This window comes from Mucilaginibacter rigui (assembly GCF_014773275.1).
Taxonomy (GTDB): Bacteria; Bacteroidota; Bacteroidia; order Sphingobacteriales; family Sphingobacteriaceae; genus Mucilaginibacter; species Mucilaginibacter rigui_A.
This window is the reverse complement of the sequence record NZ_JACWMW010000008.1, coordinates 78,367-103,359: the sequence shown is the minus strand read 5'-3', so window position 1 is coordinate 103,359 and position 24,993 is coordinate 78,367. Positions and strand designations below refer to the sequence as shown.

Genomic DNA, 24,993 nt, shown 5'->3' with positions numbered 1-24,993 from the left:
ACTTGTTCAGATAGTTGCGCTTTAAGGTCAGGTCATTGTTAATGTTTCGCATAACTTTAGCTTTATTTGTTAAAGCTAATTCTGTTATCGAATTACTTGACCTTTACAGCAATGACACGGCGGAATCTTTTCTTACACCACCTCTGCCACCACAAACGTACTCCCGCCTGCAAAAACCAGGTCTTTATCGGTAGCTGCTTCTTGTGCGGCCATTAGTGCTGCCTTAACGGATGGATAAGTCTCGCCATGTAAGCCGAAACTTGCTGCTTGCTGTTTGATGCTTTCTGCTTCCAATCCGCGGGGGATATCGGGGCGGCAGAAGTAGTAGGTAGCATGGGTTGGCAGCATGGCCAATACCTTGCTGATATCCTTATCATTCACCATGCCTATTACAAAATGCAAATGCTCGTATTTAACGTTGGCAATATTCTTCAGTACTTCTGTGATGCCTTCGGGGTTATGGCCCGTATCGCAAATGGTGAGTGGCTGGTTATTGATCACCTCCCAGCGGCCGTGCAGACCGGTTAGAGTTTTAACTTGTTTTAGCGCCGTGATGATATGCTCATCGGTAATAACAAAATCTTGCTTGCGTAATTCGTCAACAGCAGTTAAAACTGTTCGTACATTATTGAGCTGATAGGTGCCGGGCAGGTCGAGCCTTAAGTTGTAAGTTTTAAGTCTTGAGTCTGTGGCTGGAACGGTGAGTGTTAAGAACTGTAGACTATCAACTTCTGACTCCCGACTTCCTACTTCCGACTTTACTTCGGATGCAAATACCAAAGGCGCGTTTACCTGCTGCGCTTTATTGGTAAATACTTCAGCAACTTCGGGCTGGTATTCGCCAATGATGACCGGTATGGAAGGCTTAATAATACCCGCTTTTTCGCCTGCTATTTTGGGTAGCGTATCGCCCAGTAAATTCATGTGGTCCCACCCTATGTTGGTGATGATGGATAGCAGCGGGTTAATTACATTGGTAGAATCTAATCTTCCGCCCAAACCAACCTCTACGATGGCTATATCAACCTGTTCCTTCGCAAAAACATCAAAAGCCAGGGCAACGGTCATCTCAAAAAAAGAAGGTTGGATCTGCTCAAAATTGGGGCGGTGTTTTGCTACAAAATCTATAACAGTCTGTTCGCCTATCATCTTCCCGTTTATACGGATGCGTTCGCGGAAATCTTTAAGATGGGGCGAGGTGTATAAACCCGTTTTATATCCTGCAACCTGCAATATAGCGGCCAGCATGTGCGATGTAGAACCTTTACCATTGGTGCCGCCTACATGGATGCTCTTGAACTTATGCTCGGGATTATCCAATATGTTTAGCAGGGCAATGGTATTGGTAAGGTCCTCTTTATAGGCCGAAGCGCCTACCCGGGTAAAAACAGGTAGTTGGGTGTAGAGGTAATTGAGCGTTTGCTGGTAGTCCATTTTAGTTTGCAGTTGGCAATATGCATTGCAAATGTATACATGCAAATGGCAAACTTATATCTGCAAACTGCAATTTAATTTACCTTAAATACGAATGTTAAAGTGCCATTTTGATTTTCGGGAGCGGTATCTGAAGGGTTGAATTTTGATCTTCTTACCGCATCCTCGCATTTTTGAAGCAGGGCAGCATCTGTTATGGTAGTGCCACGGGCACCCGCTGTTGCTTGTATTACATTACCTTCCTTATCAACCCGTATATCAACCACCACTTTGCCGGTATAGCGGTTGCCTCCGTCAACAGTGGGGCGGCTAACAAAACTACGCTGGGTTAGGTTTAAATTGCCTCCGTTACCAGATCCTGTTCCGTTATAGTTATTGGTTAGGGTTGTGCCTGTTGGTTTACCCTGGTTGCCAGGGGTATTGCCGGTTCCGTCGCCTTCGCCGGTGCCGTTATTGGTTTTGCCTTTGTAAAGTGCATTTTGGTTAACAGCAGGCTTTGCAACCGTTTTTGTAGTGGGTTGCGTGGCTACTGTGGTGCTTGGCTTTTTGGTATTTGCAGCAACTTCAGGCGCATCATCTGTGGTTTGGGTAACTACGTTTTTGTCGCTGTTATCCACCTGCTGTTTTTCTTCGGTTGGCGGGGCAGGGGTTACCTTATCGGGTTTTGTGTTATTGGCTTTTTCGGCTACAGAGGGTTCTTCGGTACTCATATAGTCGTTACCCATACCTTCATCAACCGTACCATAATTTACCAGTATGCCTCCGGTACCCTCCTCGTGAGGCGGCGGTTGCTTAAAAACAATAAAATAGCACAAGGCCATTACCACGCCCAGTATGATACCGGTAGCGGCAAATGCTTTCGGATAATTATTGTCTTCCCTGTAATCCATTAGTATCGAGTAGTTAGTATCAAGTATCAAGACCGTACCAATTTTTTTGATACCAGATACTCAATACGTATGTCTGTTTATCCCTTTGGTTCTGTTGCCAGTACCATTTTAATATTTAATTTTTGTGCTATATCCATTACCTGTACCACATCCTGTATGGCCACGGTGCGGTCTACGTATAAAACTATTGTAAGCTCGGTAGCCAGGCTTTTATAGCTTTGCAGTGTTGGCTGTATCTGGTCAACCGGCACTTGTTTTTTATCGATCGTATAAACCAGGTTCTTATCAATAGATACGTTAATAGTTTTTTTTGATACCGATTGCCCGCTTGATGATTTTGGAAGCAACAGTTTCACCACGTTAGGGTTGGTTACTGTTGACGCGATAAGGAAGAACAAAAGCAGGAAGAACATGATATCGTTCATGGCCGAAGTATGCACTTCTGCTGATGCGCCTTTATGTCTTTTTCTTAAATTCATTTGCTTGGCTCTTCTAACAGGTCAATAAATTCGATGGCATCGGTCTCCAGTTTCAGGATAACTTTATCAACCATCATATTTAAAACATGGTAGCATACATAGGCAATGATACCTACAAACAAACCCGCTGCAGATGTTACCATTTTTACGTATAAACCACCCGATATAACACCCATGCTGATGTTATCGGTTTTTGAAATATCATAAAATATCTTGATTACCCCGGCGATAGTACCCAGGAAACCAAACATGGGCGCTATACCGGCTACTATACCAATGATGCCTATATTCTTTTCCAGTTTTGATACTTCCAGCTTGCCTACGTTTTCTATAGCGCCTTCAATATCTTTTATGGGGCGGCCTATACGTAATAAACCTTTTTGCAGCATACGGCCCAGCGGCGAGTTACTGTTGCGGCAAATAGCAATGGCCGATTGCAGATCGCCTGAGTGGATGCTGCTGCGTACCTGGCTCATTAAATGCGATTCATCTTTTGATGCTTTACGGATGGTGAAAAAACGCTCGAAAAATATAACAAGCCCTAATACGGCCAGTATACCAATAGGTACCATTACCCAACCACCTTTTATCAACAGGTCGCCAAAGCGTAATTCTTCTTCCGGTATTTTTGCCAGCTGTTGCGTAGCCTGGTGCGCGGTATCAATTAATTTTGCGGCGGTGTCTGTAACCTGCATTAATAGCGTCATAGTGTCTATATAAATCGTGGTGTAAATTGCGGGCCCCCTGGTTAAAAGGCCTCTTGTTTTTATTTAATATTATATGGCTGAATATAAGTATCAGCTTCCTTTACTTTTTTTGTACTTAAAATTTTCTCCTGGGCGGCAACAGCTTCAGCCCTGGTAACATAAGTGCCTAAGGTAACCTTACGTTTCCTGCCCGGCACATTTTCTAATATCCTTGCCTCTATGCCTAAAGTTTTATAATTTTTTATTGCCCTGTTGGCTTCTTCAATAGTAGCAAACGAGCCTCCTAATATTTCATAACGTGGCCCTGCGATATTATTGTTTGCAGTAGCAGGTGTTTTTGCCAAAGTATCTTTAATTACCGTGGTTTTAGTGGTTGAAATAGTATCTGGCTTAACACTTGTTTTAGCTGTATCTTTCGCGGTGGCCGTGCTATCTTCAGGCTGTTCCACCTTTGCATTAATTACAGCTTCGGTTTTGGTTACCTTATGTTTTGGGGCTTCCAGGTTAAATACCGATGGATTATACCTGTTTACCAGGTATACAACCAGGCCCGTAAATAACAATGCCAGTACCACAAATGTAATGGTTGAGTTTCTGCTCCTTTTACGGGCCAGATCAACCAGGTAGGCCTCATGCTCCTCGTCGGTTTCAAACCGGTAGCCGTCGGTTACTTCCGGTTGCGGGGGCACAGTTACCGGAGCTGTATATTCAGCTTCTACAGGTGTAGCGGCAGGTTCAGCTACCACAGGTGCGCTGCCTAATTTATGCAGGTTAACAGGTTGGTAACCAAAAAAATCAGGGTCGGTACTCAAACCGGTGTTTGGCCGGAAGTACAACTGCGAACCTTCTGTATAAAACCAGCCAAGGCCGGCCAACGGAGTCTCGGCAGATTGTGCCTGCAACTTTATATTGGTGATGAATTTTTCGGTAAAGTACTTGGATGATGCCAGCGAGATATTTTTCTTATCTACTATATATTGGGCCAGCGTTTCATCCTCAATAGTTTGCGGATCAAACTGTACGCTATAAGTAGGCGGGTATAATTTGCCTTCTTTTTCGTTATAGTGGCCGTTTATGCGCGTACGGGCAAAATAACCCAAACCGGGCACATTTACGTCGCCATGTTGCGCCAGCAGTTCGCTTATAAAATAGCCTACATCCATTCGCTAAAAGTACGGATAATTATAAAACATCAAAAAGCTTAAAACGCATAGCCTACGCCACCAAATATATTAAACCCGTAATTTGGGTAGTAAACCCATGTTTTGCTGGTAGCATTCAGTATGTTATTTGCCTGCGCAAATACCGAAAACTGTTTGTTTATTTTATAAGTAACCCCGCCGCTTAAGTCGGCAAATGATTTAACATTGGTATAAACAGAGGAAGTGGGGGTACTGGTGGCTAATTGCAATGGATCCTGAGTTGAACCGCGGAACATTAATGAACCGTTAATGTCAACTTTATCATTCACGTGGATGCTTGTACCCGCGGTAAGGATAAATTTAGGAAGGTTCCATGGCTGTGCCTCGCTGGCCATTTTATAATCTTTAATTTCAACACGGCCGTAAACATTTACGTCTTCGCTTGCTTTAAAATCAAGCTCGCCGTTAAAGCCGCTTACGCGCGCATCGCCATTATCATATATTACCTGGTATTTATTTATTGTAGCAGCAAAGTTGTTTACAAATAATGGCAGGTTTTTTATGCTGTTGCGATAAATAGCAGCTTTAAAACCAAGGCCCGGTGCCAGTGTTCCTTTTAAGCCCAATGTGATATCCAGCTTATCTACAGAGTTGATCAGATTGATATTCTCGCCCAGGAAAGGGTTGATATCGGTATAATCTCTGATGGATGCCTTATTTATATCACCTTTAGCTTCGGCAAATAAGCGAACATATTTTGGTACCACCTGTAACTCCAGTTTTGCAGCCGGGAAAATGTAAAAACGATCTGACATGCCAAACTCTTTGGCTATGTTTACACCCGCATCTATTTTATAATTATCGCCCTGGAACTTGATGTAAGGGTTGGCCCTAATGATACTGTTGTTATTGGAATAGGCGATATCCTTTTGCGAACCCAGATCTAACGACGCACTTAAACCCGCATAAAATTGCTTAACGGTTTTGTTTAAATAGCCGCTTAAAACAATGTTACTTTCTTTGGCGCTGTAAGCATTGCTAAATATGTAGCCGTTAAATTTGGCCGCATAAGTGAAAGCGTTTTCCTCATCTTTGAAATTTTTAGCTATCTCACCTTCGGCGCCAATGGTGTTGAAGGTTTGTTTTGCCGGCTCAAATACAGGAGGAGGGGTTAAATCCTGATCAAGCCCATAAAAATAAGTTTGATGGCGTTTGTAGGTGATACGGCCGGTAAGGGTATTATCAGTACCGATGCTTTTGCCGAAAACACCAACTTCCTGGCGACTGTCGTTCTGTTTGTTTAGCGAACTGCCGGATTGTGCAAGGTGCTTTACATAACCACCAACCTGTAAGGCTTCGTCTTTACCGTTGCCAAAGTAAGCTTCGCCAAAGGTGGTTTTCATGCTACCAATACCGGCTTTTGCATAATTATTATATTGGGTAGAATCCTGCTCTTGCGGCCTTTTCATGGCATCAAGCTGGCGTATGTTATTATCCTGTGCCAGTTTTTTATCTAATGGGGTGTAGCTTAAAGGTGCCTTGTATGGCATTTTATCTTCCAGATCGGGGTTACGGCGAATTTTTACCGCCTCTGCCAATACCGGTTTATATGATGTGGTTACCACAATCTCTTCGGCAAGGCTGCTATTATTGTTGGGTGCGTTATTTTGTCCGCCTTTTTTGGTGGTATCGGCTGCCTGCACTTTAGATGCCGCATCGCCCAGCGTTTTTGCATTAGCCTTTTTTGTGGTTGCCGCCTTGGCCGCAGGTTTTTTTGCGGTTTTTGCCGGTTGCTTTTTATCTGTCGTCTTCTTTGTTTGTGCGCTGGCAGGAACAAAGTAAAATACCGTTAAAAAGGTAAGCAGTGTTATGGTGTATCTTAATTTCATTGCTTGTCTTGTTCTATTGTTCTTTGTTTTCCTGTGTAGTTGGTTCTGTTTTAGCAGGCTCGGTTGTGGTCGGTTTTTCCTGTTCTGCCGGTTTGGTTTCTTCTGCCGGTTTTTCCTGTTGCTTGGCTTTCTGCGGCTCAAGCACATTCATTTTCTGGCGGGCTACGGTTAGTATATCATCGTTGCCTTTATAGTTATCTATAATACTTTGCAATGTTGCTTTAGCCTGGAAATTATCTTTTAAGCCAACATAGTTATCTGCCAGTAAAATGTAGGTTTTGGCCACCCAGTAATCGTAGTTTGGCAGGTCCTTCACCAAATCGAAACAGGTTTTTTGCGATGTTTTATACTTGCCTTGTAAATACTCTATATTGGCAATGTTGTATTTAGCCTCGGCTGCCGCTATGGTTTTGGTATTGGTAACTGTGTAGTTCAACTCTTTTACAGCTGCAGTAGTATCGCCGCGTTGTAAATAGGCTTTACCGGCATACAACCCGGTTTTAAACTTATCTTCTTGTGATGTTTTCTCGTTATCGCGTACAAGCTTAACGTACTTAAGCACATCATCGGCCATATTTATCTGCGAGTAGCATAACAATAAGTTGTTAACCGCGAAGGTGTAATCGGCCTTATACTCAGAATTAGTTTCCAGCCTTTTCAGGAACACGATGGCATCGTTATATTTCTTCTGGCTCATGTACAACTTAGCCATACTTATCAACGCTTTTTCGCTGTAGGTGCTTGTCCAGTCGTTCAGGATAACGTTGTAGTCAACAACAGCTTCGTCTGCTTTGCCCAGGTTGGCTAAACCCTGTGCGCGTATAAACCTTGCCTGTTTCTCGTAGATCTGCTTGGTTGGAAATTTATCAAAGTAAGCATTAACTGCATTCACCGTACCCTGCCAGTCGCCTTTTAAATAAAGGTTGTTAGCAGCGGTTATCATAATGTTTTCCTGCTCAGAAGTGCTGTAATTACCAATAGCAGTTGAGTTAGCATAGGTTAAGAACGACCCCGCATCACCTTTGTCAGTATAGATCTTTTCAACCTGTTTCAGCGCCTGTTTGGCTTCGTCTGAAGATGAGTAGTCTGATACTACTTTTTTAAACGATTCTGTAGCGAGGTCATCATTACCGGCGTTATAATCTATCAAACCGATAGTAGTGTACGCACGCGGCACATAACTGCTGTGCGGGTACTTTTGTATCATAGCGGTAAGGTCTGATTTTGCGCGCTCGCCATCATTCTTCAGGAAGTAGGCATAAGCGATCTCGAACGCAGAGTCATCGGCATAATCTGAATTGGGGAACTGGCTCAATAAGCCGTTAAGCGTTGCTATTTTAGCATCGGGGTTACCCTGCAAGCCCTGGATAATACCACGCTGAAATAAGGCGTATTCCTGCCCCTGGCTGTGGCGGGCAATAATTTTATTATAATTATCTAACGCGCTGCCATAGCTTTTCATCCCAAAATAACTATCTCCCAAACGGCTTATGGCATCGTTTTCTGTAGCCTGGTCTTTTACGTCACCCCGTAAAAACTTCTCGAAGTATTTGGCTGCTTTGCCGTACTGTTCATCATAAAAGGCCGCATAAGCCAATGCGTAGTTGGCAAAGTTGGCAACATCTGTTTCTTTAGCTTCGGGCATAGCCAAAAATTGCTCAAAGTTTTCAACTGATTCGGTGTACTTACGTACCTCGTACATTGATTCGGCCATCCAATAGAGGGTTAAGGCTTGTACTTTAGTATCAACAGGGTTACGTAACGACCGTAAGAAAATACCTATTGCGTTCTCAAAAGCACGCTCGTTATAAAATTCTAAACCGCGGTAATAGGTTACTCTTTGATAGGCTATCTGTGCGCTTTCGGATTTATTTGGTATCGGTTCCAGTATCTCAACTGCTTCTTTATAATTTTTAGAGTTTAATAATGCTTCGCCCAATAATATCTTCACCTCGTCGGTACGCGGAGCACGTGGATAATTTTTTAAGTATGTGCGTGTGGCAACAAGTGCTTCGTTATTAAAATCAAGTTCGTACGATAGTTTGGCGTATTGGTAAAGCGCATCCTCCTGTAACTGCTTGTCATAATTCAACCTTGATGCCGTGAGGAAAGCATTACGGGCGCTTTGCTTGTTATTCATTTTCAGGAACACATCGCCTAAAGTATAACTACCGCTTTGGCTGTAATTATCATTCTGTGCAACAAGCTTCTCCAATATGCTGGCAGCTTTGCCGTTATTGCCTACCTTGTAATAGGCATAACCCATTTGATAGCTGTCCTGTGTGTTTTGAGTGCGGCCCTGGTCCGCATCTTCAAAACGGCTGTAATATTCAACGGCTTTATCATAATTGGCCTTTGCAAAGTATGAAGCACCAATAATACGCAGCATCTCAGTTTCATTTTGCTGTTTGGTGCTGTTAATGATAGGGATGGCGTAGTTGATAACATCATCATAGCGTTTGTCTAAAAAGTAAACGGCTGTGATATAATATGGATAGCTGTTCTCGTATTTTTTTGAATTTTTTAGTTTCTCAAAATTTACAAGCGCCAGGTGGTAGTCTTTATTTAAATAGGCAATGTAGGCAAAGTAATAAGTAGCATCATCCATAAAAGGCGACCGCTTGTTTTTTACCTCGGCGAATAGTAACTGCGCGTTCTTATAATCGTTGGTAACAAAATATGCGTAACCTTTCCTGAATTTGTATTCGGTATTTTGCGAGCCGTTCAGGTCAACAGCATCAACTTTATTAAACCAAACCAAAGCTTCGTCATATTTACCCTGTTTAAAGTATGATTTACCTACCTGGAAATAAGCCTGCTTGGTTAGCGGGTTTTCGGGGTGCTCTTTAATAAACCGGGTAAGCATACTTTCGGCATCATCGTTTCCAAGTTCAAGCGCACAAACAGCTTCGTAATATTGCGCATTCTCTTTTAAAAGGGATAGTTCAGATTCAAATTTTGCTTGCTGGCCGGTTTTTAACCTGGTTTGTTCAACCAAACGATATTGCTCTGCAGCCGCAGCATATTTACCCATAGCCATCAGGTTATTCGCATTTTGATAAGTGCGATTAGTATGGAAAGATGGGTTTTGCTGCGCCAGCGTTGGCAGGGCTAAAAATACCGGTGCAATTAAGGTAATGTATTTAAGTTTGATCATAAAGCGCATTAATGATGGTGCTAAATTAGCTAAACGCAAAAATGCAATCCACATTAGTAATTAACAAATGTGGATAAGCACTTTTTTAAACGAATCTGAATATGTACATGGTATGCTTGTGGAAAACTTTAAATAACATTGACCACGAGCCAGGCGTTTTGAGATGCCAAACTGGTGACTGAACATTTTAAACAGAATGTTATGGTAAAATATCATCCAATGATTACGATAGTACCCAATATGGCTTACCTGGATGCTTTGCGAGAGGTGCACGATATGCAAAAGAAACATGATGCAGTAACTGCTCATAGTACCAATGCTTGCCAGCAACAGTTATGTAACAACAAGATAGATGATCAATTATCTGCGGGGGGAATAAAGAAATAATCCCTTTAAGCTGCGGCCGATGGCGTTAACTGCTTTTTGATAGAATCGAGAAGTACGTTAATATCAAATGGCTTGGCAACAAAATCGTTAGGGCCATTTTCTTGTTTTAAACTATCAGCTATGTTATGGCTTGCAGAAATCATTATAACAGGGATTTTTTGAGTAGCTGCCTGCCTTTTAACTTCTTTGCACAGTTCGCGGCCATCCATATTACCCAGCATAATATCAAGCAGTATAAGATCGGGGTGTTTTTCCTGTATAGTATCCATTAGTTGGCGGCCGTCAGAAAGAGTGTCTACTTTATAACCCGAATCTTCCAATATAAATTGCAGCACCTCTAGTATGTCGTGGTCATCGTCTACAGCTAAAATCCGTCTCATGTATGTATCAATAAGTATCTGTATATAATATGGTTACTTAATAGCAATACTTATACCAAAAGACGGAAATGGAAAGATTAATCGGATTTTTTTATGATATACCTCGCTTTTTTGCAGTTGGCGCAGAAGTATCTTTTTAATGGTAAAAAGAAGAATATTTTTTTGATCAACCAGTTTCTATGGAGCTGGTGATGAAATAAATTGCCGCATTTTGGACAATACGTGCTGGATACTTTCGCGGAGTGACTCAATTTTATGTGCTATATGTTGAATAAATATTTATAAGATACGAACTGTATTAATAAATAGTTTGCTGTATGTATGTTTTATATGACGTTAAAGTAGTGGTTTAACTTACATTGTGCTATTGTTAACAACTTAAGATAATTTATTCCTGAGAGTTCTTTTATTAGTCATATTGTTCATTTATAAGCTTTTCAGATACAGATTTGTATAAGCCCGTTCTTTTTCGATTTTAAAATACTTTTTAAAAATTGTATTGTAAAATTTAGAAACTAAATGTTCGTAGTAATTAAAAACACGGGCCGAAAGGAAATTTCTGCCCGTGTTTATTTAGTGAGGATTAATATCCAAATATTTGTTTCATGTCTGGCTTCAAGAGTTCGCCATATTTTTTGAGATCATCTTCAGTAACACGTTTGTCTGAAGCCACTATACAGTAGGTGTATGGCTTGGCTTTCAATTCGTAATCATGAAAAGTATTAAGATCGGTATAGGTGATCTTACCAACGGTTTCAAATACGTTTTTCCGGATGTCGTAATTCAGCCCCTTGCGTTGCGCGGCCAAATAATTAAACAATATCCCGTCCTGGGTAATACGTTCTGTTTCAATTGATTTGTGGATGTTTTCCCTTGCCGATTTAAAGGCCTCGGTAGATTCGGGCATTTTGTTCAATAGCTCATTCATTGCAGGTATTGCTTCATTCATCTTATCTGCTTGTGTACCTACATAAGCCACAAAACTGTTGCTGTCTTCTTTCTTCTGCGATTCTATATAATAAGCATAGGTTGAATAGGCCAGTGCTTTTGATTCGCGGATGTTCTGGAAAACAATTGAACTGATGCCGCCGCCAAAGTAATTGTTAAATAATTCAATAGTTGGTGCTTTATCCGGGTCGTAAGCATCTTCGTTACGTATCCATTGTATCTCGGCCTGCACCATATCGTAGTTGCCAAACAGTACGGTGTTTTTATCGGCTTTTACGCGTGTAAATATTTTTGCGGCCGGGTAGGGCGTAAATGTGGCGGGTGTTTTATGCAATTTGGTTAAAGCAGCGCCTGCCTGTACCGCGGTTTGCGGGCCATAGTATAATATGGTGTGTTTGTAATTAACCAGGCTATGCAGTATAGCTACCAGGTCGTCGGCCCTAATGTTATCAATTTCCTCGTCGGTTAATACATAATTGAACGGGTTTTGCGGGCCATATTGTGCATAACTTACAAGGCCCTGCATAATAGCGCCTTTGTTAAGCTTAAAGTTCTCTCTCGACCTTTTTAGGCGGGCTTTTAAACCGGTTAACGCCTTTTCATCGGCTTTGCAATTGGCCAGCAAGTTTTCAAAAAGGGTTACAGAGGCACCAAAGTTTTCCTGCAGCCCATTAATGCTGATGGTTGCATTTTCGGTAGCTGCGCTAACGTTAAATGCCGATGCCAGCTTGTAAAACGCCTTGCTGATGTCTTCGGCACTCAGCTTGTCGGTGCCTAAAAACTGCAGGTACTGGGCAGCTATCGGTAACATTTTATTGTTCCAGCTACCCATATCATAACGGTAATACAAACGGAAAATACTATTATCCTTGTTTTGTACAGCCAATACATCTACCGGGCCTGCTTTTGCGCGTTGGATATCCTTATTATAATCAAGCCAAACGGGTTGTACAGGGGTGGCTGGTATGGCGTTGATCATTTTTACATAGGCCGATTGTTCACCTGCGTTCACCTCAACCGGGGTAATAGGTGGTTTTTCAACCTTAATAATGTTTTTATCGGCTCCCTGGTGTTTGTAAACAATTACAAAGTTGTTGTCCTTTAAGTATTTGTTAGCAAAAGCGATAATTTGTGGTTTGGTTACTTTTGATAACTCGCTTATAGAAGCCACATCTGTACGCCAGTCAACACCCGATGTAAAATCGTCCATCAGGTTGCTTGCGCGCTGGTTGTAGCTTTCATCCTGCTCTATTTTGCTTTTTTTGTAGTTGTTTACTATAGATTGGATCAGGTCGTCAGAGAACTCCCCTTTGCGTAGTTTATCAATTTCGCCCAGCATTAAAGCTTTCACATCGTCTAACGATTGGCCTTTAACCGGTGTACCGCGTAAAACAAGTACGCTGTAATCTTTTAAAGTATTGGCCGATGCAAATGCGCTTAGTAGTTTTTGTTTTTTGGTTAGGTCGAGGTCAAATAGGCCGGCCTTGCCATTGGTTAATAACGAACCCACAAGGCTTAATAAACGGGCATCGCGGGTGCTTGCCCCCGGGAAACGGTATGCAATGGTCAGGTTTTCGGGGTTAGGGCCGTAAACATCACGCTGTACAGGCGTGGTAATAGGCACTTCGGGGGCATATTTGTATGGTGGCACGGTAGCGGGCTTCATGTAATTGAAATGCTGCGCCACTTTTTTTATCATCACATCGGGATTAAAATCTCCCGACAGGATAACGCCCATGTTATTTGGTACGTAATAGCTGTAGTAGTACTTACGGATAGCTTTTAATGATGGGTTTTTTAAGTGCTCAATAGTACCAATGGTGGTTTGTTTACCATAGTTATTATTGGGGAACAAGGCCTCGAACATAGCTTCCTGCACCTTGCTGGGGTCGCTGTCAAGCCCGCGGTTCTTTTCTTCGTACACAGCTTCTAACTCCGTGTGGAAGATGCGCAGTACCGGCATGCGGAAGCGCTCGCCCTGCATGGTCAAAAATTTATCAATGGATGAGCTTGGGATATCCTCTGTGTAAACAGTTTGTTCAAACGATGTAAAGGCGTTACTGTTTTGGCCGCCCATGCCGGTCATCATTTTATCATACTCGTTAGCGATGGCAAATTTTGCCGCCTCGCCAGATGTTTTATCTATCTGTTTGTAAATCTCTTTACGTTTAGCCTCGTCTTTGGTGGAGTTGTACTGCTCGTAAAGCTCGTCTATCTGGTCAAGTAAAGGTTTTTCTTTAGCCCAGTTAAGCGAGCCAAACTTGTCGGTACCTTTAAACATCATGTGTTCCAGGTAATGGGCAAGGCCTGTATGGTCGGCCGGATCGGTTTTACTGCCCGCTTTTACGGCAATGTAAGCCTGTATACGGGGCTGTTTTGCGGTGGGGCTAAGTATAACCGTAAGGCCATTCTTTAAGGTGTAAAAACGCGAGTGGGTTGGGTCGCCGGTTACATATTTATAGGTGTAACCGCCCGATGTTGCCGTTTTCCATGCATTGGTGGTTTGTGCCGATGACTGGCTTGCGTAGCCGCCCATCAGCAGTAAAATAAGTGATAATTTTAGTTTCATATTAATAGTTAAGGATATAAATATACTGAAGCCCTTTAACTATTTACTTAGGTGGATAGATAAATGATAAATATTAATATTATTTAACAAGAAAGTTACGAGCGGATGGGGTATAACCAAAAAGTCCCGCTTTTAGGGCAGGACTTTTTGAGTTATCCATACAGGTATTATTCCCAAAGGTTGCTTGGGTAAGTACCATTCGCCACTAATTCTGAAATCGAATTTTGAACGATAGGTTTATCTTCTTTATAAGTTACACCAAACCATTTGTTGGCAGTAGGGATCACTTTAAATGCAGCAGTCCCGTTTTTGATCAGGTTATCAGCCACCAGTGGGATAAAGAACTCTGATTTTGGGTTGGTTTTGTTCTCTTCAACAAATTTTTTGAACAGGTCTTGGCTTTGTTTGAAAACCGCAGGGGTAAAGCCCCAGAAGTTCATAGATACGCGTGTATCGTTTGGTAAACCATGCTCGCCTGTAGCGTCTTTATAAGCAACAGTGCCATCTTCTTTAAAGTAAACTTCTGTACGCTCGGTTACTTCGGTCATATTACCATTGGCATCAACCGCGCAAACACCGCGCGATACGGTACCATAGTCTGACAGGGTTTTATCTATCTGGTAGCCAATAATAGCATACTGATCGTCGGCAACCTCAGTGTTCAGGAACTTGGCCATTTTATCAAAAGCATCAAAGCCATAAAAGTCATCGGCATTAATAACGCAAAAAGGCTCGTTAACCTGGTTACGTGCAGCCAAAACAGCATGTGCGGTACCCCATGGTTTTGCACGTTCAATTTTTTCGGTTATGCCAAAAGGCTCCAGGTCAAAACTCTGAAAAACGTAATCAGTTTCAATACGGCCTTTTAATTTTGGCTCAAATATGGCTTTAAATGGCTCGGCAAACTCCTCGCGGATGATAAAGCTAACTTTTCCAAAACCTGCTTTTATAGCATCGTAAATAGAATAGTCAATAATGGTTTCGCCGTTAGGGCCAAAGCCATCTACTTGTTTCATGCTGCCATAGCGGCTGGCCATTCCTGCGGCCAAAATTAATAATGTAGGTTTCATTCTAAAATTTGGGGTATAGGTGTATGTTGTAATACACAAAGGCTTATTGCGTATTAAAGTTTTAAAAATTATTTAATATACCTGAAATCCTGTCCGTTCTTGATGTTCAACAACGATTCATATATCAAACGGATAACGTTGTCTACATCATCCTTGTGGATCATCTCAACCGTGGTGTGCATATAGCGTAGCGGTAAAGATATTAAGGCCGATGGCACGCCATCATTTGAGTAAGCAAACGCATCGGTATCTGTACCTGTTGAGCGTGATGATGCCTGGCGCTGGAATGGTATTCCTGCTTTTTGTGCCGATTCTATCAGTAACTTATTCAGGTTGTTTTGTATTGCAGGGGCGTATGATATAACCGGGCCTTTTCCACAGGCCAAATCGCCCTGTGTTATTTTGTTGATCATAGGGGTGCCGGTATCATGCGTAACATCGGTAACAATAGCTACGTTTGGTTTAATGCGGTGCGCTATCATCTCGGCGCCACGAAGGCCAATCTCTTCCTGTACGGCATTAACAATGTATAAACCAAAAGGAAGCTTAACCTTGTTCTCTTTTAATAAACGCGCAACCTCAGCTATCATGAAGCCGCCCGCACGGTTATCCAACGCACGGCCAACATAATAGCGGTTGTTTAATACCATAAACTCATCCTCGTAAGTAATAACGCAACCTACATGTATGCCCAGTGCTTCAACTTCTTCCTTACTGGTGCAGCCGCAATCTAAAAAGATGTTCTTTAAAGTCGGTGCTTCTTCCTTTTCGCCGCCTAAACGGGTGTGGATAGCTGGCCAGCCAAATACGGCTTTTACAATGCCATTATCGGTATGGATATCTACACGTTTTGATGGAGCTATCTGGTGATCGCTGCCTCCGTTACGGATAACGTAGATCAAACCATCGTTTGTGATATAATTTACAAACCACGAGATCTCATCGGCATGTGCCTCAATAACCACCTTGTATTCGGCTTTTGGGTTGATAACACCAACTGCGGTACCGTAATTATCTACAAAATGATCATCGATATAAGGTTTTAAATAATCAAGCCAAAGCTGCTGGCCTTTCCACTCAAAACCGGTTGGAGAAGGGTTGTTGATGTATTTTTCAAAAAATGCTAATGATGCTTCGTTTACTATAGCCGGTTTTTGTTCGGCCTCTGGTTTCTTTTTTGCCATGTGTTGTATCTAATAACGCTACCAGGGGGAGGGTAGCCGTGGGCAAATATAATAAAGCTGTTGATAATGAAGCAATATCTATGTAAAGCAGTAAAACCTTATTTATTACTTAACATTCACTTTACAATGTAACCCCACCTTTGCGGCGTAATAATAAGATCAGTTAATTTAGTTAGTTAATAAAGGTCAGTTTGCGCAAGGCAGGCTGACTTTTTTTATTTTAAGGGGAGGCTTTTCTGCATAATAATGTAATCAAAGCCGTTTTTATAAAATACCTCTCCAGTTTCGGTAAAACCATTTTTGATATAAAACCCAGTAGCCGAAAGGCGCGCATTACACCAAAGCCTTGTAGCATTTTCGCGCTCGGCAAAGCCGGTAATATAATTTAACAGTTGCGTGCCGATGCCTTGTTTCTGCACATCGCTTATTACCGCAAATTTACGGAACTGCCAGTCGGTGCCGTTTTGAAACAGCGATACCACACCAATCAGCAAATTATCGTTAAATGCCCCAAAGTGGTAGCCATGGTTATCCTCCTCCATCTCCATATTGTGCAGATGCTGGCCCGGGTACAGGATATCTCTGCGCAGGCGCCAGGTAAGGCGAGGGGGTATTTGTTCGATGGAGAGCATGGTAGTGGTTTTCTTTTTATTCTTATTAATTCCCTCCCTTGGGAGGGGGCAGGATAATGCGATGGCAGGGAGGGGATTGAACGCTATATATCGCTTTGTTAAACCCCTCCCTGCACCCTCTCATTGGGAGCGAATCACACGAGACTCTGCTTTGCATTTTTACTTCCTACAACGGGATATTCCCGTGCTTTTTCTTAGGGTTATTCACCACCTTATTCTCCAGCATTTTAAAGGCGTGGATCAGCTTTACGCGGGTTTCGGCCGGGGCAATTACCTCGTCAATAAAGCCACGTTCGGCGGCACGGTACGGGTTGGCGAAGATGGTGGCATATTGCTCTTCCTTTTCGCGCCATTTGGCTTCCGGGTCTTCGGCTGCGGTTATCTCTCGTTTAAAGATGATCTCCGCAGCACCTTTGGCACCCATAACGGCTATTTCGGCGCTTGGCCAGGCGTAATTCATATCAGCGCCAATGTGTTTGGAGTTCATTACATCGTATGCGCCGCCGTAGGCTTTGCGGGTAATCACAGTAATACGCGGCACGGTAGCCTCACAGAAAGCATAAAGCAGTTTAGCGCCATTGGTAATAATGGCGTTCCACTCCTGGTCGGTGCCCGGTAAAAAACCAGGTACATCTTCAAATACCAGCAGGGGTATATTAAAGCTATCACAAAAACGCACAAAGCGTGCTCCTTTGGTTGATGAGTTGATATCTAAAACCCCCGCTAAAAATGCAGGCTGATTAGCCACTATACCAATGCTGCGACCGGCAAGGCGGGCAAAGCCTACCACAATGTTTTCGGCAAAATCTTTATGCACTTCAAGGAACGTGCCATCATCAATCACCTGCTCAATCACCTCGCGGATATCGTAGGGCTGTGAAACATTCTCGGGTAGTATATCTGTTAATGCGGGGCGGTCCTCATTCTTTACCTCGTAAGGCAGGGCAGGGGCACGGTCCTCGCAGTTTTGCGGTATATAGCTTAATAGTTTTTTTACGTTGTTGATGGCCTCTATCTCGTTAGCGCAGGCAAAGTGGGTTACACCGCTTTTGGTGGCATGGGTATTAGCGCCACCTAATTCTTCTGATGTTACCTGCTCGTGTGTTACCGTTTTTACCACATTGGGGCCGGTTACAAACATATAGCTGGTATGTTCTACCATCAAAATAAAATCGGTAATGGCGGGCGAGTATACTGCGCCACCCGCGCATGGGCCCATAATAGCCGAGATCTGCGGCACTACGCCGCTGGCCATGGTATTACGGTAAAATATATCGGCGTAGCCACCAAGAGATACAACACCTTCCTGGATACGCGCACCGCCCGAATCATTCAGGCCTACAACGGGCGCGCCATTCTTCATGGCCAGGTCCATTATCTTGCAGATCTTTTCGGCGTGGGTTTCTGAGAGCGAGCCGCCAAAAACGGTAAAGTCCTGCGAAAAAACGTACACCAAACGGCCGTTTACGGTACCATAACCGGTAACCACACCATCGCCGGGGTATTTTTCTTTCTCCATCCCAAAATCTGTACTGCGGTGCGAAACCAGCATCCCTATCTCCTGGAACGACCCATCATCCAATAAAAAATGCAGCCTTTCGCGTGCAGTTAATTTCCCCTTTTTATGCTGACTTTCAATGCGTACAGCGCCACCACCCTCAAGCGCCTGATCGCGCTTTTTTTGTAAAATCTCCAGCTTTTTATTCACTATGCGGTTTATTGGTAAAGCGATAAAATTAGTAATTATATTGTAAGATTAGCTTTAAACGCCACAATGATACTTTACGTTTCTAAAAAACGTTATCTTTGTGACTCATGAAAAACAGAATTTTCAAAAATTCAATAGCAGTATTGTTTATGGGCATCTTTTTAATAAAGATGGTTATATCAATTGCGCCTGTTTTTTTATGTATGGATAACAAAACCGTTCGTGCGGTTATTATGCAGCTTGAGCATGAATCAAAAAACGAAAAAGAAGATCCTGATAAGGAAATTTTTAAAGACAAGAAGTTTTTTGATGAAAATGTAAACCACCTTATCGTTTACAGGCCGCTTGTTGTTGAAAACAACATACTGCATAACTTAGAAAAATCTCTTTACAAGCAGGTGTATCATCCTGTGGTGCCCACACCGCCTCCCAACGCATAACACTTATGGCCGGATATTTTCATATCCGGTGAATCACTACACACCCTGTTTTTTTAACAAGGGCGTAAAACGATGCGCTGTTTTCAACCCTACGGGTGTTGCTTAACATGCTGTTTATTTAAGTTTTCATTATAAAATTATTGTTATGCAAATCAAGCAAGGCGGCGTTTCCGCCGGCGACCTTAACCTGAAGAAATATTTTCTGGCTAAAAATTTAAAAAAAGATCTGCCCGCCGGGTTGGTTGTATTCCTTGTGGCATTGCCACTGTGTTTAGGCATAGCCCTGGCATCTGGCGCACCATTGTTCTCGGGGATATTATCGGGTATTATTGGCGGTATAGTCATAGGCACCTTAAGCGGTTCGCAGCTAAGTGTGGCGGGGCCTGCAGCGGGTTTAACCGTTATTGTGTTAAACTCAATAGCCACCCTTGGCTCGTTTGATGCATTTTTACTTGCCGTGGTGCTGGCAGGTGGTATGCAGATTGTTTTTGGTTTAGTTAAAGCGGGCACTATTGCCAACTATTTCCCTTCATCAGTTATTGAGGGGATGCTGGCCGCTATCGGTATCATTCTTATCATGAAACAATTCCCGCACGCGGTGGGCTATGATTCGGATTTTGAGGGTGATGAGGGTTTTAGCCAGATAGATAAGGATAATACCTTTTCGGGCATATTCAGCGCGTTAGCTAAAATAAATTATGGCGCGGTAATTATTGCCGCTGTTTCTTTATTGCTGATGATATACTGGCCTAAGTTTAAAAAGCTGGCTGTTGTACCCGCACCTTTAATGGTTGTTGTTGCCGGCGTGGTGTTAGCCACGGTGTTTTCGGGCACTGGCCTGGCCTTGTTAGATAAACAGTATGTGCAAATACCATTGGTAAACAGTACAGGAGAGTTTTTTGGTCTGTTTAAATCACCAAATTTTAGCGGCATAGGCAATAAGCAGGTTTGGATAACAGCAGCTACTATTGCCATTGTAGCCAGTTTAGAAACTTTGCTGAGCCTTGAAGCGGTTGATAAAATTGACCCTATTAAACGTATATCGCCTACAAACCGCGAGTTGGTTGCCCAGGGTGCGGGGAACTTGGTGAGCGGTATGTTGGGCGGTTTGCCTATGACGGCCGTTATCGTGCGTTCATCAGCTAACGTAAATGCAGGCGCCCGTACAAAAATGAGTGCTATTTTTCATGGCATTTTACTGTTGGTATGTTTGCTGGCTATCCCATCGTTGCTCAACAAAATTCCGCTATCATGCTTGGCGGCCATATTGTTAACGGTAGGTTACAAACTTGCAAGGATAGGGCTGTTTAAGCACATGTGGCATAAGGGGCTTGATCAGTTTGTGCCGTTTGTAGTAACCATTGTGGCTGTTATACTTACCGATTTGCTTGTAGGTGTGGGTATTGGTATGCTGGTAGGGGTATTTTATATACTGCGCACTAATCTGCGTAACCCTTACTTCTACAACATTGCACCAAACGGCGAAAAAAACACCATCCGCATAAAGCTGGCCGAAGAGGTATCCTTTTTAAACAAAGCCGCCATACAAATAACTTTAACCAGCCTGCCAAAAGGCAGCGACGTGGTTATTGATGGTTCAAACTCGCGTTATATTGACCCGGATGTGCTGGAGATAATCAACAATTATAAGCACAATGCTTACACCAAAGGCATTATTGTGCAATTACAAGATATAAAAGAGCGGTATGAAATACCGCCATTGAAAGACCTGGTTTATAAACCTTAATAAATTAAAACTACCATGAACAATACAGAAAATAAAAACGGAAAAAACGGGATAGATACCAAAGGTATATCACTGGCACAAAGTGCCAGCTATAATAAACTAAAACAAAATAATAGCGATTGGGCTGCGAAAAGGGTACAGGAAGACCCTGAGTTTTTTACGAAACTTGCACAAGGCCAAAGCCCCGAGGTATTGTGGATTGGGTGCTCTGACAGCCGCGTGCCTGCAAACGAAGTTACCGGTACCAAGCCAGGCGAAGTGTTTGTGCACCGCAATATTGCTAACGTGTGTGTGCACTCTGACATGAACATGCTTAGCGTGCTTGATTATGCTGTTAACGTATTAAAAGTAAAACACGTAATTGTTGCCGGGCACTATGGCTGCGGCGGGGTTGCAGCAGCTTTAACCAGCAAGCAGTTTGGTATTATTGATAACTGGCTGCGCCATATTAAGGATGTTTACCGCCTGCACGCCAACGAGCTTGATCGTATTACAGATGAAAAAGCTAAGGTTAACCGCCTGGTTGAGCTTAACGTTACCGAGCAGGTGTACAATCTTTGTAAAACATCAATTATACAAAACGCATGGATGAACCGTACAGATCTGGAAGTACACGGCTGGGTAATTGACTTAAGCTCGGGCCTCATTAAGGATCTTGGCGTAAGCGCCAGCAACCCGCACAAACTGGGTTATGTATACGAGTTTGATAATGAAACTGTAGCTGCAAATTAATAAGCCCTATATTCTATCTATATATTAATTACCCGGTTGTATGATGCAGCCGGGTTTTTTTTGCTACAGTAAAACAGGATTATTTTTTATATGTTTAAGCTGTAATAACACTATATGCTGCGCCAACTCAGAGAGAAACGTACCCTTAAGCATAACCTTATGCTGGCATCATCGTCGGCATTTGTGGCGGGCATAACAGATGTAGTGGGGCTACTGGCTTTTTTAGCCTTTACATCAAATGTTACAGGGCATGTGGCAAACCTCGCAAAAAACATCCTTCAGCAGGATTTTAATGATATTATCATATTTGCAATATGGTTGCTGATGTTTATGGTAGGTTCGTTCGTATCTAACTTTATTGTGCAATCTCTAAAACACAAAAGCTATTACAGGGCGCATTCGGTACCAATAATACTGGAAATAGTAGTACTACTGTTTGTTGCCGTTTATGGGCATAAGTTTTACAAGGAAACGGAATTTGAGCGTAAGGTTGTTATAGGCTCGTTGTTGTTTGCTATGGGGTTACAAAACGGGTTGGTTTCAAATATATCAGGCGGGTTGATCAAATCAACCCATCTTACCGGCTTGTTTACAGATCTGGGCAGCGAACTGGCCGACTGGATGCACCCCAAAACTAAGGAAAGTGAAGACGTGAAGAACAAAATATACGTGCGGCTAACTATCCTTACTTTTTTTATTTTTGGCGGATTGATGGGCGGCTACTTTTTTAACCTGTACGAATTTAAAGTGTTTTATTTTGTGCCTGTTATACTACTGACTATATTGTATTATGATATGTTGCCCCTGTTTTTTCACAAAATATTCCAGGTAATTTATCCTGTTAAAACAAAAAATATCAAAAACTAAATATACCTATCTATGTGCGCTACTAAGTTAATTCACGATACCAGCCATATCTCTTACGAGAGTTTGCTGAATGGCAACCGACAGTTTGTCGAAGATACACTTAAAGAAGACCCTCAGTATTTTGAAAAACTGGCGAATGGCCAAAAACCACCTGTTTTATGGATTGGCTGTGCCGATAGCCGTGTGCCTGCTAACCAGATAACCAATACCAACCCGGGCGAGATATTTGTACACCGTAACATTGCCAATATGGTAATCCATACCGATATGAACATGCTTTCGGTTTTGGATTATGCCGTAAACGTATTGCAGGTAAAGCATGTAATAGTTACAGGCCATTATGGTTGCGGCGGCGTACTGGCAAGCATGACTAATAAACAATTTGGCCTTATTGATAACTGGCTGCGCCATATAAAAGATGTTTATCGCGTACATGCCCGGGAACTTGATGCCATTGAAGATGAAACCAAACGCGGCGACCGCCTGGTGGAACTGAACGTGATAGAGAACGTAAGCAACCTTTGCAAAACATCCATTGTGCAAAATGCCTGGGCAAATGGCCAGGAACTTAACGTACATGGTTGGGTGTACAGCCTTGCCTCGGGCATTATAACCGATATGAAAGTAAGCACCAGCAACAACTCTAAAATGGCTGATGTTTTTAGGTTTGCTAAGTAGAGCCAAGACTATTAGAATCAAGAGTCAAGACATTAGAATTAAGACTCAATACATAGCCAGTTTGTCATCCTGAGCGATAGCGAAAGATCTATTCACCGAGATGCAGATCCGTTTGTATAGCTCGTTATTAGATTCTTCACTATCGTTTAGAATGACAAGTGGGAAATAGGAAGGGCCGGAATATTTATTCCGGCCCTTCCTATTTATGCATATATTTTTCCTGTCTTGACTCTAATAATCTTGCCTCTCTTAAACTTCTTTCTCTAAAAACGGGTACCTGTAGTCCTTTGGCGAATCAAACGTTTCTTTGATAGTACGCGGGGATACCCAACGCAGCAGGTTGATCATTGATCCGGCCTTATCATTAGTACCCGAGCCGCGTGCACCGCCAAATGGCTGCTGGCCTACAACGGCGCCGGTTGGTTTATCGTTAATGTAGAAGTTACCGGCAGCATTGCGCAGGCGTTGGGTAGCCTCGGCAATGGCATAACGGTCTTGCGACAAGATAGCGCCTGTTAAAGCGTAGATGGATGTTTTATCTACAATGTCAAGTATCTTATCCCATTCATTATCATCATAAACATAAATGGTTAGTACCGGGCCAAACAACTCCTCGCACATGGTTACATAGTAAGGGTCGTCAACACGTAATACGGTTGGCTCAATAAACCAGCCCTGGCTTTTATCGTAACCACCACCGGCAACAAGCTCAACGCCTTTATCTGCTTTAGCGGCATCAATATACTTAGCCAATTTATCAAACGATACCTCGCTGATAACGGCATTAATAAAGTTGCCAAAATCTTCGGTAGGGCCCATTTTAAAGCTGGCCATCTCGCGTACCATGTGCTCCTTAACCGCCGGCCAAAGGCTTGCAGGGATGTAAGCACGTGAAGCAGCCGAGCATTTTTGCCCCTGGTATTCAAACGCACCGCGTAACAAGGCTACAGCAACCGCGTCGGCATTGGCGCTTGGGTGGGCAAGCACAAAGTCTTTACCACCAGTTTCGCCCACAATGCGCGGGTAGGTTTTATATTTGTGTATGTTGGTTCCAATTTCCTGCCATATATGCTGGAAAACTTTAGTTGATCCGGTAAAGTGGATACCTGCAAAATCAGGGTGGTTAAATACCACGTTGCCAACTTCAGGCCCATCAGCGTAGATCAGGTTGATAACACCATCAGGCAAACCGGCTTCTTTAAATATCTGCATAATAACATTGGCGGCGTACACCTGCGTATCGGCAGGTTTCCAAACCACCACGTTACCCATCATAGCTGCTGAGGCAGGCAGGTTACCCGCAATAGCTGTAAAGTTGAACGGCGTAAGCGCAAACACAAAACCTTCAAGCGGGCGTTGTTCCAAACGGTTCCAAACACCTTTGCCTGATACCGGCGGCTGTTGCTGATAGATCTCCGTCATGTATTGCACGTTAAAGCGCAAAAAATCGATGAATTCGCAGGCAGCATCAATTTCGGCCTGATAAGCGTTTTTGCTTTGGCCAAGCATGGTAGCCGCGTTTATTTTATAGCGGTATGGGCCTGCAACCAGGTCGGCAGCTTTTAAGAATATAGCAGCACGCTGTTCCCATGGCAGGTTTTCCCAGTCGGCTTTTGCGGCAAGGGCGGCATCAATAGCGGCAGTCACATGGCTTTTATCACCATAGTGGAAAGTGCCTAAAAGGTGTTTATGATCGTGCGGCGGGCGCAGTTCCATCAGTTTGCCTGTACGAACTTCCCGGCCACCGATGTACATCGGAATATCTACTTGTTTTGAGCGGGCTTCATCTAAAGCGGCTTTCAGCGCTGCACGTTCTACACTGCGTGGGCCGTAGTTTAATACGGGCTCATTTACAGGGACAGGAACGTTAAAAAATCCTTTTAACATAGGTGTTTAATTTTGTGCCGCAAAGATAGGGGTTTTGGGTTGGATGTAGGAATTGTATTGGGGAAT

Annotated in this window: 20 protein-coding genes; 6 read left to right on the top strand and 14 right to left on the bottom strand. The window is 43.0% G+C overall.

Features of this window, described 5'->3' with window-relative positions:
• Nucleotides 1-132 precede the first annotated feature (132 nt).
• From IDJ75_RS20940 to IDJ75_RS20910, 7 genes are all read right to left on the bottom strand, one after another.
• Nucleotides 133-1,434, bottom strand: coding sequence for a bifunctional folylpolyglutamate synthase/dihydrofolate synthase (locus IDJ75_RS20940; protein WP_191177614.1), 1,302 nt, complete (start codon nt 1,432-1,434; stop codon nt 133-135).
• A 74-nt stretch (nt 1,435-1,508) separates the two neighbouring features.
• Nucleotides 1,509-2,354, bottom strand: coding sequence for an energy transducer TonB (locus tag IDJ75_RS20935; protein WP_224746702.1), 846 nt, complete (start codon nt 2,352-2,354; stop codon nt 1,509-1,511).
• A 47-nt stretch (nt 2,355-2,401) separates the two neighbouring features.
• The gene (locus IDJ75_RS20930; protein ID WP_191177613.1) at nt 2,402-2,803 is read right to left on the bottom strand and encodes an ExbD/TolR family protein; all 402 of its coding nucleotides are present in this window, start codon (nt 2,801-2,803) and stop codon (nt 2,402-2,404) included.
• Nucleotides 2,800-3,510, bottom strand: coding sequence for a MotA/TolQ/ExbB proton channel family protein (locus IDJ75_RS20925; RefSeq protein WP_191177612.1), 711 nt, complete (start codon nt 3,508-3,510; stop codon nt 2,800-2,802). Before IDJ75_RS20925 ends, IDJ75_RS20930 begins: the two co-directional genes overlap by 4 nt.
• A gap of 59 nt (nt 3,511-3,569) precedes the next feature.
• The gene (locus IDJ75_RS20920) at nt 3,570-4,673 is read right to left on the bottom strand and encodes an HU domain-containing protein (protein ID WP_191177611.1); all 1,104 of its coding nucleotides are present in this window, start codon (nt 4,671-4,673) and stop codon (nt 3,570-3,572) included.
• Between the two features lie 38 nt (nt 4,674-4,711).
• Nucleotides 4,712-6,541: a porin family protein gene (locus IDJ75_RS20915; RefSeq protein ID WP_191177610.1), complete on the bottom strand. Its 1,830-nt coding sequence runs from the start codon at nt 6,539-6,541 to the stop codon at nt 4,712-4,714.
• Between the two features lie 13 nt (nt 6,542-6,554).
• Nucleotides 6,555-9,698 carry a tetratricopeptide repeat protein gene (locus IDJ75_RS20910; RefSeq protein ID WP_191177609.1) on the bottom strand — a complete coding sequence of 1,048 codons (3,144 nt, stop codon included), beginning with the start codon at nt 9,696-9,698 and terminating at the stop codon, nt 6,555-6,557.
• A 219-nt stretch (nt 9,699-9,917) separates the two neighbouring features.
• Here IDJ75_RS20910 and IDJ75_RS20905 point away from each other — a divergent pair, with 219 nt between their 5' ends.
• Complete coding sequence (locus tag IDJ75_RS20905; protein WP_191177608.1) at nt 9,918-10,085, top strand: hypothetical protein; 168 nt, start codon at nt 9,918-9,920, stop codon at nt 10,083-10,085.
• A gap of 5 nt (nt 10,086-10,090) precedes the next feature.
• Here the strand turns inward: IDJ75_RS20905 and IDJ75_RS20900 are convergent, their stop codons facing one another.
• The 6 genes from IDJ75_RS20900 to IDJ75_RS20875 form a co-directional block, all read right to left on the bottom strand.
• Nucleotides 10,091-10,465 (bottom strand): response regulator, encoded by a 375-nt coding sequence (locus IDJ75_RS20900; RefSeq protein WP_191177607.1) that lies wholly within the window; start codon nt 10,463-10,465, stop codon nt 10,091-10,093.
• A gap of 583 nt (nt 10,466-11,048) precedes the next feature.
• Nucleotides 11,049-13,982 carry a M16 family metallopeptidase gene (locus IDJ75_RS20895; RefSeq protein ID WP_191177606.1) on the bottom strand — a complete coding sequence of 978 codons (2,934 nt, stop codon included), beginning with the start codon at nt 13,980-13,982 and terminating at the stop codon, nt 11,049-11,051.
• A gap of 167 nt (nt 13,983-14,149) precedes the next feature.
• Nucleotides 14,150-15,052: a nucleotidyltransferase family protein gene (locus IDJ75_RS20890; RefSeq protein ID WP_191177605.1), complete on the bottom strand. Its 903-nt coding sequence runs from the start codon at nt 15,050-15,052 to the stop codon at nt 14,150-14,152.
• Nucleotides 15,053-15,120: 68 nt separating this feature from the next.
• Nucleotides 15,121-16,236, bottom strand: a complete 1,116-nt coding sequence (locus tag IDJ75_RS20885; protein ID WP_191177604.1) for a M42 family metallopeptidase — start codon at nt 16,234-16,236, stop codon at nt 15,121-15,123.
• Nucleotides 16,237-16,451: 215 nt separating this feature from the next.
• Nucleotides 16,452-16,868 (bottom strand): GNAT family N-acetyltransferase, encoded by a 417-nt coding sequence (locus IDJ75_RS20880; protein WP_191177603.1) that lies wholly within the window; start codon nt 16,866-16,868, stop codon nt 16,452-16,454.
• 166 nt (nt 16,869-17,034) lie between these two features.
• Complete coding sequence (locus tag IDJ75_RS20875; protein ID WP_191177602.1) at nt 17,035-18,576, bottom strand: acyl-CoA carboxylase subunit beta; 1,542 nt, start codon at nt 18,574-18,576, stop codon at nt 17,035-17,037.
• A gap of 203 nt (nt 18,577-18,779) precedes the next feature.
• Here IDJ75_RS20875 and IDJ75_RS20870 point away from each other — a divergent pair, with 203 nt between their 5' ends.
• The 5 genes from IDJ75_RS20870 to can (IDJ75_RS20850) all read left to right on the top strand — a co-directional run bounded on the left by IDJ75_RS20870 (nt 18,780) and on the right by can (IDJ75_RS20850) (nt 23,040).
• Complete coding sequence (locus tag IDJ75_RS20870; RefSeq protein ID WP_191177601.1) at nt 18,780-19,016, top strand: hypothetical protein; 237 nt, start codon at nt 18,780-18,782, stop codon at nt 19,014-19,016.
• Between the two features lie 145 nt (nt 19,017-19,161).
• A complete protein-coding gene (locus tag IDJ75_RS20865; protein ID WP_191177600.1) occupies nt 19,162-20,763 on the top strand; it encodes a SulP family inorganic anion transporter in 1,602 nt (533 codons plus the stop codon).
• A gap of 15 nt (nt 20,764-20,778) precedes the next feature.
• Entirely contained in the window at nt 20,779-21,495 is a 717-nt protein-coding gene (can, locus tag IDJ75_RS20860) for a carbonate dehydratase (protein ID WP_191177599.1), read from the top strand.
• A 114-nt stretch (nt 21,496-21,609) separates the two neighbouring features.
• Entirely contained in the window at nt 21,610-22,362 is a 753-nt protein-coding gene (locus IDJ75_RS20855) for a YoaK family protein (protein WP_191177598.1), read from the top strand.
• 12 nt (nt 22,363-22,374) lie between these two features.
• Nucleotides 22,375-23,040 (top strand): carbonate dehydratase, encoded by a 666-nt coding sequence (gene can, locus IDJ75_RS20850; RefSeq protein WP_191177597.1) that lies wholly within the window; start codon nt 22,375-22,377, stop codon nt 23,038-23,040.
• A 249-nt stretch (nt 23,041-23,289) separates the two neighbouring features.
• On the opposite strand, the gene pruA is transcribed toward can (IDJ75_RS20850), so the two are convergent.
• On the bottom strand, nt 23,290-24,927 hold the full coding sequence (gene pruA, locus IDJ75_RS20845; protein ID WP_191177596.1) for an L-glutamate gamma-semialdehyde dehydrogenase: 1,638 nt from the start codon (nt 24,925-24,927) through the stop codon (nt 23,290-23,292).
• Nucleotides 24,928-24,993: the final 66 nt, after the last annotated feature.

What these genes read in the sequence shown, in the direction of transcription:
- IDJ75_RS20940 (WP_191177614.1), bottom strand. Translation starts at nt 1,434, where the DNA reads ATGGACTACCAGCAAACGCTCAATTACCTCTACACCCAACTACCTGTT.
- IDJ75_RS20930 (WP_191177613.1), bottom strand. Translation starts at nt 2,803, where the DNA reads ATGAATTTAAGAAAAAGACATAAAGGCGCATCAGCAGAAGTGCATACT.
- IDJ75_RS20925 (WP_191177612.1), bottom strand. Translation starts at nt 3,510, where the DNA reads ATGACGCTATTAATGCAGGTTACAGACACCGCCGCAAAATTAATTGAT.
- IDJ75_RS20920 (WP_191177611.1), bottom strand. Translation starts at nt 4,673, where the DNA reads ATGGATGTAGGCTATTTTATAAGCGAACTGCTGGCGCAACATGGCGAC.
- IDJ75_RS20915 (WP_191177610.1), bottom strand. Translation starts at nt 6,541, where the DNA reads ATGAAATTAAGATACACCATAACACTGCTTACCTTTTTAACGGTATTT.
- IDJ75_RS20910 (WP_191177609.1), bottom strand. Translation starts at nt 9,698, where the DNA reads ATGATCAAACTTAAATACATTACCTTAATTGCACCGGTATTTTTAGCC.
- IDJ75_RS20905 (WP_191177608.1), top strand. Translation starts at nt 9,918, where the DNA reads ATGATTACGATAGTACCCAATATGGCTTACCTGGATGCTTTGCGAGAG.
- IDJ75_RS20900 (WP_191177607.1), bottom strand. Translation starts at nt 10,465, where the DNA reads ATGAGACGGATTTTAGCTGTAGACGATGACCACGACATACTAGAGGTG.
- IDJ75_RS20895 (WP_191177606.1), bottom strand. Translation starts at nt 13,982, where the DNA reads ATGAAACTAAAATTATCACTTATTTTACTGCTGATGGGCGGCTACGCA.
- IDJ75_RS20890 (WP_191177605.1), bottom strand. Translation starts at nt 15,052, where the DNA reads ATGAAACCTACATTATTAATTTTGGCCGCAGGAATGGCCAGCCGCTAT.
- IDJ75_RS20885 (WP_191177604.1), bottom strand. Translation starts at nt 16,236, where the DNA reads ATGGCAAAAAAGAAACCAGAGGCCGAACAAAAACCGGCTATAGTAAAC.
- IDJ75_RS20880 (WP_191177603.1), bottom strand. Translation starts at nt 16,868, where the DNA reads ATGCTCTCCATCGAACAAATACCCCCTCGCCTTACCTGGCGCCTGCGC.
- IDJ75_RS20870 (WP_191177601.1), top strand. Translation starts at nt 18,780, where the DNA reads ATGGATAACAAAACCGTTCGTGCGGTTATTATGCAGCTTGAGCATGAA.
- IDJ75_RS20865 (WP_191177600.1), top strand. Translation starts at nt 19,162, where the DNA reads ATGCAAATCAAGCAAGGCGGCGTTTCCGCCGGCGACCTTAACCTGAAG.
- can (WP_191177599.1), top strand. Translation starts at nt 20,779, where the DNA reads ATGAACAATACAGAAAATAAAAACGGAAAAAACGGGATAGATACCAAA.
- IDJ75_RS20855 (WP_191177598.1), top strand. Translation starts at nt 21,610, where the DNA reads ATGCTGCGCCAACTCAGAGAGAAACGTACCCTTAAGCATAACCTTATG.
- can (WP_191177597.1), top strand. Translation starts at nt 22,375, where the DNA reads ATGTGCGCTACTAAGTTAATTCACGATACCAGCCATATCTCTTACGAG.
- pruA (WP_191177596.1), bottom strand. Translation starts at nt 24,927, where the DNA reads ATGTTAAAAGGATTTTTTAACGTTCCTGTCCCTGTAAATGAGCCCGTA.